The sequence below is a fragment of the Desulfocicer niacini genome, from assembly GCF_054657595.1.
Genome location: NZ_BAAHYK010000043.1, coordinates 39,696 through 52,114, shown reverse-complemented (window position 1 = coordinate 52,114; position 12,419 = coordinate 39,696). Strand labels below are relative to the sequence as shown.

Below are 12,419 nucleotides of genomic sequence, written 5' to 3'. Positions count from 1 at the left end.
ATTGTTTGTCTTTACCAAAGCAGGTGATTGATGAATGTGCCCAGCATGATAACAAATCCACATTTCTGATGCTGCTTGACCCAAGGAATGCGAATGAGGTGAGTGCCGATTTGCTACCCGCCCATGACAAGCCCGCTGCACACGGCAAACAGCATATAACTTCCCTTGGACATGACTCGCTTCCCATCAGAGCAGAGCTTGTTGATCCAGAATATATACCTGATACAGTCAACACTGATAGCGGGATTCCAACCCAGAATGCATGGAAAAACCTCTTTCCATCAATCACCTTGCTTGCTTGTTTTCTCCATATGTTTATTGGTATTCATAATCGGTCCAAAAAAAATTTACAGATATCTTTCAAGATGTTGCTACTAAATTTTGTGATTATTATGAGGGTGCATTTCGGGCTATTTTTTTCACAAAGAGTTCATGAATGGTGCATCAATACCAAAGCGCCCCCAATTATTTTAGAAAAAATCAAAAAAATTAGAGGAAATTTAGCGCAATTCACAGTAGCTTATAATTTTCCAGGGTCTCATCATACCAGCAATATGATTGACTGTCTGATGCAACGAATGGATCGACATCTTTTCAGTACTCAGTATTTTCATGGTACTTTTGATTCTGCAACCCTTAGTATACGAACTTGGGCTTTGATACAAAATTTTGCTCCTTTCAACCCTCAAACGATAAAAAAACCTGTGTTGCTGGGGGGAAGATTAAAAGCATAGAAACAACTTGAATCATGCACAGAAAAATTTAAGGAGGCAAGCATGGAGACTGGATTAAAAACTGCCCAGCGCCAAGAGCGGATCAATTTAATAGAAATCTTGACCAGAATTCATCGAACGTTGACGGCGTTATCTTCCATTGTCAATAAATCCACCGGGGTATTCCACGAAAATATTCGCCCGAAGTTTGAGGAATTAATGGATGCCGTGGAAGAGCAGTTCTAAGCGCTTAAAACCTATGCAAAAACAGGGGAAATCTTAACAACCAGGCAGAAAATTTAACACCACCTTCAATACCTTTATGGTTTTTCTCGGGAAAATGCGTTCCCAGGGGGAATTTGAAAATTTTATTTTGGTTCTTCCGAAAATCCCGTACTTTTGATCCTAAGGCGAATTTGGAGTTCTTTGAAAATTAAATTTTTTCTTGAAATATAGGTGTGGACATGCTCATCTTCCATATTTTTTGTATTGGCCATACAATTAGGGGAGAATTGAAGCATGTCCACAAGCTTTGTTTATCACGCGTTAGGGGTTTCTGACCAGCAATATAAAAGTACTGGCTATAAAAATGGGGAAATTATATTTGAGATCACGCCAAAGCCCAAGGCTCTAAGATGCTCGCTATGTAATGCAAAGTCCGTTATCAAAAGAGGGGTGGTTATCCGAGATATAAGAACCGTCCCAATTGGTTCCAAAACAATTGGGCTTCGTTCACATATTCAGCGAGTCTGGTGTCCTTTCTGTCAGGTTACCCGACAAATAAAGCTTTCCTTTGCAGACAGGGGAAAAAGATATACCCGTGCATTTGAAAAATATGTTCTTTCTCTTTCACCGATGATGACAATTAAAAATATTGCCAATCATCTGAAAATAAGCTGGGATACTGTAAAAGAGATACAGAAAAATCATTTAACAAGGCGTTATAAAAAACTTAATTACAAAAAGCTGAAAAAAATTGCCATTGATGAGATATCCATTGGAAAAGGCCATCAATATATAACCATTGTCATGGATTTAGATTCAGGTAGAATTTTTCATGTCGGCAAAGGCAAGGGGGCTGACGCATTAACAGACTTTTGGGTTAAATTGAAACGAGCAAGAGCTAAGATCAAGGCGGTAGGTATTGATATGTCTCCTGCTTACATCAGCACTGTAGTAAATAATTTGCCCGGGGCAGACATAGTTTTTGATCGATTTCATGTGGTGAAATTGTTTAATGAAAAGCTCTCAGATTTCAGGCGAAGCCTGTTTAATCATCTTGCAGGTAAGCCAGAAGAGCAAGAATTAATCAAAGGAACCAGGTGGTTATTGCTAAAAAACCCTGAAAACCTTCAAAAAGGCAGAGATGAAGACAAACGGTTAAAAGAGGCCCTTGAGCTCAATCAACCATTAGCTACTGCATATTATTTAAAGGAGGAGTTGAGACAAATTTGGAATCAGCAGGATAAAGAGACTGGAAATAAAATAATACAAAATTGGATAGAGCTTGCCAATGCATCCAAAATTCCAATGCTCATGAAATTTACAAAAACCCTTGGTTCACATAAAAGTGGAATCCTTTCATATTATGATCATCGAATTTCATCTGGGCCGCTGGAAGGGACCAACAACAAAATCAAAACAATGAAACGTCAAGCTTATGGGTACCGCGACCAGGAATTCTTTAAACTCAAGCTTTTCGATCTTCACACTAAAAAGTACGCGTTAATCGGATGAACCAAAATTTACCCTGGACAGCCGTAATAACACATCCGCTTTTATCCCCCATATCAATCGACTTGCGGTTGAATTGACACGGGCCGGAGAAGGCGTTAAAGCGCTAAAGAAAGCAGATTAAAAACAGTATTGTTTTTTATCCTCCCCGCAGAGATGGAAAGGGCACATGGCCAGGCCCCGTTGCTCCACCACTTGTAACAGTTCACCACTCTTGCGATCAAGCCCTTAATTTTTAAATCAATTTACTTCTGATTATTTCATGGTATAATCCTCCTTTTTTTATGCCTGCCCTGCATGGGCAAAAAGAACAGGAGTATGATACCATTTTCTTCCAATCAAGCCCCGCGATCCCCTTGTCTAAACACCCAATAACACCCCATCCCATGAAAAGAAAGATGGAACTGCTGGCACCCGGAGGAGACTTGGATTCAATCAAGGCAGCCATAACCGCAGGGGCGGATGCCGTATACTGTGGGCTGAATAAATTCAATGCCCGGGATCGTGCCACCAATATTGATTTTGAAGATTTGAACGGGATATTAAATTTTGCCCATCGAAATACCTGCAAGGTGTTTCTCACCCTTAATATTATGGTGGTGGGAAGTGAAATCCCCCTTCTCATCAGTTTACTGAACAAACTTGTAAACACCTCAATAGATGGGATCATTGTCCAGGATCTGGGATTATTTTATCTTTTATCTACATATTTTAAAACCCTTGAAATCCATGCCTCCACCCAGTTGACAACCCACAATGAAGGTCAGATCCTTTTTTTAAGCAGGCTGGCTGCAACCCGGGTAAATCTGTCCAGGGAATTAAGTTTGGAGGAAATCAAGGCACTTACCACCAAGGCCCATGCGCACAATATCCAGACCGAAGTCTTTGTCCATGGTTCCCAGTGCATCTCCTTTTCCGGCATCTGTTATATGAGCTCTGTGATGGGTGGCAACTCGGGGAATCGCGGCAGGTGCAGTCAACCTTGCAGAGATCGATATATAACCACCCCCCAGGGTAAAAATTTCCCCCTTAATCTCAAAGACAATTGTGCATACCAGGATTTAAGGCAGATATACGATGCAGGGGTTACCTCATTAAAAATTGAGGGACGGATAAAAAAGTCTGACTATGTATACACGGTGGTCAACACCTGGAGAAAACAGCTTCGGGAATTTTACACCAAAGATACCTTAAGCCATGACACACGCGATCTTTATAATGTGTTTAACCGTGATTTCTCAGACGGGTATTTGAAAGGAGATATCACCCCGTCCATGTTCATTGATAATCCCCGGGACAACTCCATCAAGCATCTTATTGAAATCAACGCGCTTTCCAGGGACAGAAAACGGGTAAAAGGCCAGAAAGATATTTTTGAAGAAAAAGCAGAAATAAAAACCGTTGTGAACAATAAAATTGCATCGGTAACCATCTCAAAACAACCTTTAACCCTGACGGTTTCAGGAAGGCGGGGCACCCCTTTAAACATATCTGTCAGAACACCAGAAACTGCCTTTGAGATAATTTCAAAAACCCCTCTGGTCAATGCAGTCAATACCGCCCCAGGCACTCCCCACTGCCACCCGGCCCATGAAACTGCTGTTCCGACCAGACACCACAAAAAAAAGAAAAGCGCCTTTAACACCCTGGATCACGATGATTTATTTGTCCGGCTGAGCGCCATAAACGATACGGAATATTACATTGAAGCGCTGAACACCGCCGAGCTGGAAAGGGATCTGTTCATATCTTTTAATGAGTTCTCCGCAATAAAGAAAAAAATTCTATTTCGCCTGAATGGATCAAGGCAGACAATTGAGCCCATTGAGGTGCCCTTCTTAAAGAAACAACCAAAGGGGAAAGACAAGCCTGGCCTTTCTGTACTGATTTCGTCCCGGGAAGATGCGTATCTTGCCGATGAGACCTCGGCCGACATCTACTTTCAACTGCCCAATGGTTTCAAAAGACAGCAGGCAACATGCACGGCGCTTTTCCTGAAAAACAGAAAATTAATTCCCTGGTTTCCTTCCATTTTAATCGGAGAGGACTACAGGGCTGCGGTGTCGTTTCTTGAAGAGCTGCACCCCCGGACGATTGTAACGAACAACACCGGCATCGCCCATGAGGCCTGGAAAAAGGCAATTCCCTGGATAGCAGGACCCCATCTTAATATTGCAAATTCTTTCAGCCTTTTGTGTTTAAAAGAGGCGTTCAACTGCCATGGGTCTTTTATCTCCAATGAGCTGAGCAAATTTCAGATAAAACGCATGATTCAACCTGAAAATTTCACGCTTTACTATAGTATCTATCACCCGATTTTGCTTATGACCAGCAGACAATGCCTGACGCACCAGGTCACCGGATGTGAAAAAGCGTGTATAGATGAAGACTGCATTCAAAATTGTAATAGATCTTCAACCCTGACAAATTTAAAGAACGATCTCCTTTTTATTAAAAAGACAAAGGGAAATTATCATTCCATCTATCACCGGAACAATTTCCTGAACACAGATATCCTCACGGATGTACCTGGAATTTTTTCTAGTTTTTTCATAGACTTAAGAGATATAAAGACAGAAACGAAAATTGAGATAGACAAAGCCGGACTGATTGATCTTTTTGAAAATTTTATAGGGGGTTTTCCGGATGCAGAAGAGCGGCTGAAACAGACCCTTCATCCAACGACTTGCACCCAATATAAAAAAGGGGTCTGAGGCGATTTATATGAAAAAATATATCGGATGGATCATAGTTGGCACCCTTGTCTTGTATCTCTTAAGCGTTCCTTTTCCCTTTATGCGGGCAGTGCCCACACTGTTTGCATGGCTTGTGCCCATGATCATGTGGGACACCCTTGGCAAGAGCGCACGCAACCAGACCTTATCACTCATGGCCATCGGCGTCATGCTCCTGATTTTTTCGGCCTGGCGGGGTGTCTTCCCCGGTTGGCAGCAGATTTTGGCACCCAATCTGCCAGTACTTGGCATGTTCGTTGCCGTTTCTTTTCTTGGCCTGACAAACACAGGTATGGAGGACAATACCCTGCCCAGGGGGAAAAGATCTGTTATCATAACAGCCTTTGGCACCCATCTGCTGGCAGCCGTGATAAATTTATCTGTGCTGTTTGTGTTTGGCGATCGACTCCAGAAGAGCCGCACCCTGACCCGAAGCCAACTGATTATTCTTGCCCGCTCGTTCTGCGCCGCTGCATGGTGGTCACCCTTTTTTGTGGCCACCGGTGTTGCTCTTACCTATGCGCCGGGCATGCTGTGGCAAGAGACATTGATCCCGGGCATTTTAATGAGTATGATTGCCATTGGCTACTCCATTGTTGATGTAATTTTTTTCAGAAAAGAAGAATTTTCAGGTTATCCCATCAAGGTGGAAAGCCTGACCATTCCGGCATTTTTTGCCTTTGCCGTTATTGTTGCCCATTACTTCCGGCCAGATATCAGTATTTTGAATCTCATCTGCCTGCTTTCTCCCCTGGGCGCAATTGTCTTTATGAAATCAAAACCACGCCTGCCAGCCCTGCGCAGTTTTATAAATAGCCGTCTGACATCGGTGACCAGTCAGTTTGCCCTGTTTCTTGCCGCTGGGGTTTTTTCCACCGGTATCAAGGCCATCACCCATGTGTATCCCGCCATTTTCAGCCTGGAAGGCACTGCCTTTACCGGCACCCTGTTTTCTGTGATTCTGGGCGTGATGATTTTCATTGGCATCATGGGGGTCCACCCCATTGTCAGCATATCCGTGGTCAGTCCCTTGCTTTTGCCCCTTCATCCGGGCAATTCACAGTTGGGGTTTTTATTTCTCAGCACCTGGGCCATATCAACGGGCAGCAGTCCGTTATCCGGGGTCGGACTGGCTCTGGTGAGCCGATACCAGGCGTCGGCCCGGGGAATAATCCAGAACAACTGGCATTATGCCCTTGTGATGTGGGCCATTACCTGTGTGGCGAACCTTATCTTTTTTTAACAACCGGCCCTAACCCTGGATTACCCCCAGCCGGGTATTCCAGGCACCGACGTTGAATAAGCCAGCAGATATATGTTTCAAGACTTGATTGTGCACTAAAAAGGCTTTAGGATATCAAAAATCTACAGCCAGAAAAAATTCTGGCTATCAACAATGATATTAGGGTTAGTCACAACAATTATAAGGAGGAGTCATGAAACCACGAAATGTTATCAACTGTTTTATTCTTGGTCTATTTTTGTTTGCCTTTTTTGGCGGTTGCGCCGGAACTCATCATCTGGAAAGCACAGGCGAATATGTTGATGATGCTGTTATAACCACCAAGGTAAAGACAAAAATTTTTGATGATCCTACACTCAAGGTACTCCAGATCAATGTAGAAACCTTCAAAGGAACCGTGCAGTTAAGCGGTTTTGTGAATTCTGCCAAGGCTTCTGCCAGAGCGGAGAAGGTTGCGGGATCGGTTAAGGGAGTCAAATCCGTTAAAAACAGTCTTATCATCAAAAATTAGCTAAATGAAAAACAGTCCATAGAAATCAGTTCCTGAACCGGGATATATCCATATTCAGGCGTTTGATAATTTTTTGGAGGAGGCCCGTTCGAGCCCAGCTAACCGTGAGCTTTCAAAAATATTGCTATGAATTTTCATTAAAAGCTGGGCCAGGGCTGACGGGAAAGAAATCCCCGGGCAGTCGCACACAATTTTTTAAATATTTTATTTCAGGAGAAACGATGACACCTGACAAAATAATGGATGGCATTTCAAAGCAGATAATGACATCTCTAAACGAGATGGAAAAGGCAAGCACAACCGACGAAAAACTAAAGCACAGCAAAATCATCAAAAATCTATGCAACTCCCTTGATGTCTTTTTTGATTTAATGAACGACATGGCACCATATGAAGAGAATGGAGATGACGATATACCATTTTAACAAAATACCTGAATTGGCCATCACGCCGGCCATCACGGCATGGGCTCAGGCGGCCTTTCCAACAGAGGCCCCCCCGTCATCCACAGGAATAATGATGGGAAAGCCGTTGTGATTTATAATATCCACCTGAACGCCATACACATCTGCCACCATTTCCGGGGTGATATCCCGTATATTTCCGGCGGAATAGATGGTGGCATCCTTTAAAAAAATATAGTTGTCCGCATATCTCATGGCCGCATTGAGATCATGCATGGTCATCACCGCCGCCATGTGATGATCTTTGATGATGTGCCGGATCAGCCCCAATATATGGGTCTGGTTTTTCAAATCCAGGCTGGCCGTGGGCTCGTCCAGAAGCAACAGATCTGTCTGCTGCACCAGTGCCCTTGCAATGCAGACCTTCTGCAACTCACCACCGCTCATCTCATTGAGGTATTTAAGCCTTAAATCAGAAAGATTCAAATGTCGAATCACGGCATCCACCTTCTTTAAGTCATCCTTTGACACCCGATAATGAATATGGGGCCTTCGGCCCATCAAGATGGCATCAAATACGGTTATCCGGGCGGATTCACTCTGCTGGGCCACGTAGGAAATCTGTCTGGCAATCTCCTTGATGTGCATACCTCTGATGTTTTCACCCTTGACAAGGATCTCACCTTTCTGGGGAGACAAGATGCCGTTGAGGCATTTTAACAGGGTGGTTTTACCCACCCCGTTGGGCCCCAGAATCACGGTGAGTTCCCCCTGTTTTATAGAAAATTGGATATGTTTCAGGGTATTTTTGCTTTTATAGGTAAAGGACACATCGTTTACATTAAGAATCATTTTCGCCTTCCTTTGTGAATATGATGAGGCTTTGTTCTGTAAATGTTTAACCAGTGCTCCATATTCGCCTGTTTGGGACTGCGTAGCATACTAATGCTATGTGAGCAGGCCCAAACAGGCGAATATGGGGTACTGGTCGAATATTTACTTTCCTTTTATGATGAGATAAATAAATACAGGGGCTCCCAGAAAGGAGGTAAATATGGACACGGGCAACACATGGGGCAGCAAGACCAGCCGGGCCGCAATATCGGCTGCCAGAAGAATCAAGGCCCCGGCAAGGATGGATGCCGGCATGAGAAACCGGTGATCATCCCCGATGACCCGCCGGACAATGTGGGGGGCCACAAGGCCGATAAAACCAATTATCCCGGCAAAGGAGATAATGACAGACGTCACCAGGGAGGCCGCCATCATGCCGGACAACCTCACCCGTTCCACCCGCACCCCAAGCCCCCGGGCGGTTTCATCACCGATGTCCATGGCATTGTAATTCCAGGAATTGAACAAAAAATAACAAAGCGCCAGGATCGTTATGACGGATAGAAAGGCAAGATCCTGCCAGTCGGTGCGGGCCACATCCCCAAAGGTCCAGAACACCATGGCAGCCAACTGTACATCATCGGCAAAGAACTGCAGCATCATGGTCCCCGCCGTGAACAACGCCCCCAATGCCACCCCGGTGAGCACCATGACCTCGGGGGATGATCCCCTTATCTTTGCAATGTAGGTGATGATACAGGCCGTTCCCATGGAAAAGATAAACGCGGACATCAGGGTCATCATGGGATGGGAGATGGTGATGGCATCCCCCAGGCTGCTGGCCATGACACCTGATCCCAGGATCATGACGGAAAAGGCGGCCCCGAATGCAGCGGCATGTGCAATACCCAGGGTAAATGGCGAGGCCAGGGGATTTCTTAACACCGACTGCATCACCGTTCCTGCACCGGCAAGGCCAGCGCCTGCCACCACCGCCGTCAGGGTCTGGGGCAGACGGATGTTCCAGATAATAAGATCCAGCTGGCGGATCACATCTGTTTTCAACAGGGTTTTAAATACATCCATGAACCGGATGTGGACTGCCCCCGATGAAATACTTGCCACAATGGTGAAAACAAGCGAAACCACAATAAGCCCGATAAACAAAGACTTTCCCAGGGTATAACGCGCATAATCCTTTGGCACCACCCCGTCTTCAAAATGCATACGACCTCCCCGATTGATGCACCACTTAATTGTAAATATTCGAGCGGTACCCCATCTTCACCTATTTTGGCCTGCTCACATAGCATTCGTACAATACCGAATATGAGGCACTGGTCAAAAAGCTACTGTAGCAACCCGAATATGTATTACCCTTAGTTCACGTTTATGCGCTTAAACGTCATGTGTTTAAACGCCTCGTCCATCAGCTGAAACAGGGGTTTTGACAAAAGGAACCCATAGATTTCATCTGCTTTTTCTTCAGGCACCATGTCTGCAAACTGCTCGGGATAGAGAATTTTTCCCATAAACCAGGCATCGGCAAGGATGGATCCGAAATTCTGAGTGTACCAGTTGTAGGGTAACACACCAAAGACTTCCCCATTTTTAACGGCGGAGAGGTTCTGGTACACCGGGTCATGTTTAAGTTCATACAGACCGCCCTGATCCTCGCCCATCTGAAGGGTGGAAAGATCCAGAAAAAGGGCCTGGGGGTCCATGGTGAGGATTTTCTCCTTGGAAAAATTGCTTTGCCGGACTTTTGTTTCATTGCTGCCGGGCCGGGCGATGTTTTTTGCATTGATGAATTCAAAGGGCGGGTACCCGGGTTCCGTGGAGCTGAACCCATGGGGCCCCTTGAAGGCGATGCCCCCCACAAAACAACTTTTCTTCCGGTCATCGGGGATATCTCTTGTTCTGCGTTGCAACTCGCTAATCTCCTGCTCAAAAAACGAAATCAATTCCCCGGCCCTTTTCTGGCGATCCAGCACCTGCCCCATGAGGGTAAGGGCATTGTAAAAGTCCTGGCGGTTATGAAGGAGATCTCCATATTCCAGGCTGATGACGGGAATTCCGGTTTTTTGGGAAAGTTTTACGGGATCATAGCCTGTAGAGCCATTGGTTTTAAATATCACCTGGGGAAGCGTGGGCAGACTGATTATTTTTTCAGGAATATCCCGGCCCCGGAACCCACCAAAAATCGGAAGTTGCTTAAACTGCGGATTTGCAAAGGCATAGGGTCGGGCATCAAATTGATTGTTTCGTTTCTCAATGTCATCCACCCCCACCACAAGATCCTGGGCACCGAGATAGGTGGCAAGCCGGAGACATCCGGAGCCGGAGCAGATGATATGTTTCACCTTGTCCGGTATATCAATGGTTCTGCCTGCGGCATCTGTTATCTGTCTCATATCCTGGGCAAATGCAGCGCTGCTAAAAATAAGGAACAGCAGACAAAGCCATATCCCTGATGTAAATCGATTCATTTTCCCTCCATACAAAAAAGCCACAAAGGTACTTGTTTCCCCAGAAACAAGGAAATACAAGGCCTTCGTGGCTCTATAATTAATTAAATAAATATCTGTGTTGTCATCTTTTTCTGCCTTCAGGCAGAGGTTGTTTATACCTAATCCATTATCCTTATGCTGTCAAGAGAATTAGAGGGATTTGTGACAAAGTAAAACAGTGGTGCAGCATATCTAAAAATAGTGTGCCAGTCCCGGAGTAAAGCGTTCAAAGGCACCCACGTCACCCGGCAAATCACAGGAAAGAGACTCCTTGCTTTCCAGGGAGAAACCCGGCTCAACCAGGATAAATCTATTGCCGAATTCATGGATTTGATCCCCCTCAAGAAACACCCCGGGTTGTTTCACATATCTTTCCATGACCACGTTTTTCTTCCTGCCAAGAGACAGTTCTTTAAAGGCATGACGATAGGAAACTTTGGATTTCAGAGTTGTTGTGCTGTAGGCCACATTAAGTTTGACATTGGAGAAATCAAGATACGACCACAGTTTTCCACTAAAGAAAAGCACATTACCGGCCTTTGAAATTTTCCACAAGCAGGGCTCCAGCTGAGATGAAAGAAGATGTTCATGAATGGCATTGATCTCTTTGTGCCCACCGCACAGGCTCATGGTCCGGATATGTCCGGTGGCCGTGACATCTTCATGGGAGGCTTTCATCAGAGGCGCAGTTCTTTTCCTTGCACCGGCTGCCTGGAACTGGTTACGGTATGTGAACGAACAATAGTTGATGGGCAGACGAATATCTTCCTCCAGTGCAAACAAAATCAGCTTTAATGCAGTCAGTTCGGTTTCAAGGATCGTCACCCCGGGGCCATGGACAAAGGTGTACCCCCTTTCCATAAAGGCTTTTTTGTTAAACGGCGTACACCGCAGCTGATGAAGATTTAAATAATTGATGCCCAGCCCATGGAGTCTCCGGATCACCTGTTTTGTGGTTTCCAGATCTTCGGGGATGGCAGGAATCTCCACGGTGACATGGGGAATAATACCCACGGTTTTTGTTACAGCATCCAACTGATATCGGTTGGCACTGAGGTCAAACCGGATTTCATCAAGCCCACCGTCCCTTAACCGCATCAGCTTTTCTTCGGTGACCAGCAATCCGTTGGTATACATCCATATATAGAGCGGATGCGTCACCTTTTCCCGCAGGGTCTTCAAAAAGACAAGCACCCTGTCAAAGGTCATGAAAGGCTCTCCTCCGCTGAAACTGACGGCCTTGATATTAAAGGCATTGATATAGTTGGCATATTCATTGGGATTGGGAAATTCCACCGAACTTGTCATGGGCTGCCCCTTCTCCTTTTGTGAAGCGGGGCAGTAAAAGCACTTTGCATTGCAGATGCCGTTAATGAAAAGACAGGACCAGTCGCCTTTACCACACATGTCGCATCCGGGAGAGATATCATGGGTAAACAGTTTTGTTTCGGAAAACCGCCATCCCGGACCGGTACCTTTATGGGTAAAAATAGCGTTAATAAGTGCTTCACGCGTATGGGCCGCCGCCGTTGCCTTGTCCGGGGTAAGCCAGTTCATGGCCTCATAGGAGTCTGAATATGTCTGCTGATTCTGACGGATAAACCCAATGGTGTCATCTGTTGACATGAATGTGTCCTGTTTTTAAAATGGATAAATTTTTAAGTGCAAAAGGGCACCGACGGTCCGAGGCCGGATCGGGTGCCCATTGGGGGGCGGCATATTGCCGTTTACCAAA

11 protein-coding genes are annotated in these 12,419 nt (G+C 45.2%); 7 read left to right on the top strand and 4 right to left on the bottom strand.

Annotated features, from left to right (window positions below):
- From ACYQ2M_RS19705 to ACYQ2M_RS19675, 7 genes are all read left to right on the top strand, one after another.
- Positions 1–734, top strand: a 734-nt coding sequence (locus ACYQ2M_RS19705; RefSeq protein ID WP_459918091.1) for a hypothetical protein, incomplete at its 5' end; no start/stop codon positions are given.
- A 42-nt stretch (positions 735–776) separates the two neighbouring features.
- A complete protein-coding gene (locus ACYQ2M_RS19700; RefSeq protein ID WP_459918090.1) occupies positions 777–959 on the top strand; it encodes a hypothetical protein in 183 nt (60 codons plus the stop codon).
- Positions 960–1,232: 273 nt separating this feature from the next.
- Positions 1,233–2,450: an ISL3 family transposase gene (locus ACYQ2M_RS19695; RefSeq protein WP_459918089.1), complete on the top strand. Its 1,218-nt coding sequence runs from the start codon at positions 1,233–1,235 to the stop codon at positions 2,448–2,450.
- A 395-nt stretch (positions 2,451–2,845) separates the two neighbouring features.
- Positions 2,846–5,161, top strand: a complete 2,316-nt coding sequence (locus ACYQ2M_RS19690) for a peptidase U32 family protein (protein WP_459918088.1) — start codon at positions 2,846–2,848, stop codon at positions 5,159–5,161.
- Between the two features lie 10 nt (positions 5,162–5,171).
- Entirely contained in the window at positions 5,172–6,425 is a 1,254-nt protein-coding gene (locus tag ACYQ2M_RS19685; RefSeq protein WP_459918087.1) for a hypothetical protein, read from the top strand.
- 193 nt (positions 6,426–6,618) lie between these two features.
- Complete coding sequence (locus ACYQ2M_RS19680) at positions 6,619–6,936, top strand: BON domain-containing protein (RefSeq protein WP_459918086.1); 318 nt, start codon at positions 6,619–6,621, stop codon at positions 6,934–6,936.
- 221 nt (positions 6,937–7,157) lie between these two features.
- Positions 7,158–7,361 carry a hypothetical protein gene (locus tag ACYQ2M_RS19675; RefSeq protein ID WP_459918085.1) on the top strand — a complete coding sequence of 68 codons (204 nt, stop codon included), beginning with the start codon at positions 7,158–7,160 and terminating at the stop codon, positions 7,359–7,361.
- Between the two features lie 45 nt (positions 7,362–7,406).
- On the opposite strand, the gene ACYQ2M_RS19670 is transcribed toward ACYQ2M_RS19675, so the two are convergent.
- The 4 genes from ACYQ2M_RS19670 to ACYQ2M_RS19655 all read right to left on the bottom strand — a co-directional run bounded on the left by ACYQ2M_RS19670 (position 7,407) and on the right by ACYQ2M_RS19655 (position 12,310).
- Positions 7,407–8,192, bottom strand: a complete 786-nt coding sequence (locus ACYQ2M_RS19670) for an ABC transporter ATP-binding protein (RefSeq protein WP_459918084.1) — start codon at positions 8,190–8,192, stop codon at positions 7,407–7,409.
- 144 nt (positions 8,193–8,336) lie between these two features.
- Entirely contained in the window at positions 8,337–9,401 is a 1,065-nt protein-coding gene (locus ACYQ2M_RS19665; protein WP_459918083.1) for a FecCD family ABC transporter permease, read from the bottom strand.
- Between the two features lie 152 nt (positions 9,402–9,553).
- The gene (locus tag ACYQ2M_RS19660) at positions 9,554–10,663 is read right to left on the bottom strand and encodes an iron ABC transporter substrate-binding protein (RefSeq protein WP_459918082.1); all 1,110 of its coding nucleotides are present in this window, start codon (positions 10,661–10,663) and stop codon (positions 9,554–9,556) included.
- Between the two features lie 213 nt (positions 10,664–10,876).
- A complete protein-coding gene (locus ACYQ2M_RS19655) occupies positions 10,877–12,310 on the bottom strand; it encodes a radical SAM protein (RefSeq protein WP_459918081.1) in 1,434 nt (477 codons plus the stop codon).
- Between the last annotated feature and the right edge of the window lie 109 nt (positions 12,311–12,419).

Excerpts from the sequence above, each read along its gene's own strand:
- ACYQ2M_RS19700 (WP_459918090.1), top strand. The coding sequence starts at position 777 with ATGGAGACTGGATTAAAAACTGCCCAGCGCCAAGAGCGGATCAATTTA.
- ACYQ2M_RS19695 (WP_459918089.1), top strand. The coding sequence starts at position 1,233 with ATGTCCACAAGCTTTGTTTATCACGCGTTAGGGGTTTCTGACCAGCAA.
- ACYQ2M_RS19690 (WP_459918088.1), top strand. The coding sequence starts at position 2,846 with ATGGAACTGCTGGCACCCGGAGGAGACTTGGATTCAATCAAGGCAGCC.
- ACYQ2M_RS19685 (WP_459918087.1), top strand. The coding sequence starts at position 5,172 with ATGAAAAAATATATCGGATGGATCATAGTTGGCACCCTTGTCTTGTAT.
- ACYQ2M_RS19680 (WP_459918086.1), top strand. The coding sequence starts at position 6,619 with ATGAAACCACGAAATGTTATCAACTGTTTTATTCTTGGTCTATTTTTG.
- ACYQ2M_RS19675 (WP_459918085.1), top strand. The coding sequence starts at position 7,158 with ATGACACCTGACAAAATAATGGATGGCATTTCAAAGCAGATAATGACA.
- ACYQ2M_RS19670 (WP_459918084.1), bottom strand. The coding sequence starts at position 8,192 with ATGATTCTTAATGTAAACGATGTGTCCTTTACCTATAAAAGCAAAAAT.
- ACYQ2M_RS19665 (WP_459918083.1), bottom strand. The coding sequence starts at position 9,401 with ATGCATTTTGAAGACGGGGTGGTGCCAAAGGATTATGCGCGTTATACC.
- ACYQ2M_RS19660 (WP_459918082.1), bottom strand. The coding sequence starts at position 10,663 with ATGAATCGATTTACATCAGGGATATGGCTTTGTCTGCTGTTCCTTATT.
- ACYQ2M_RS19655 (WP_459918081.1), bottom strand. The coding sequence starts at position 12,310 with ATGTCAACAGATGACACCATTGGGTTTATCCGTCAGAATCAGCAGACA.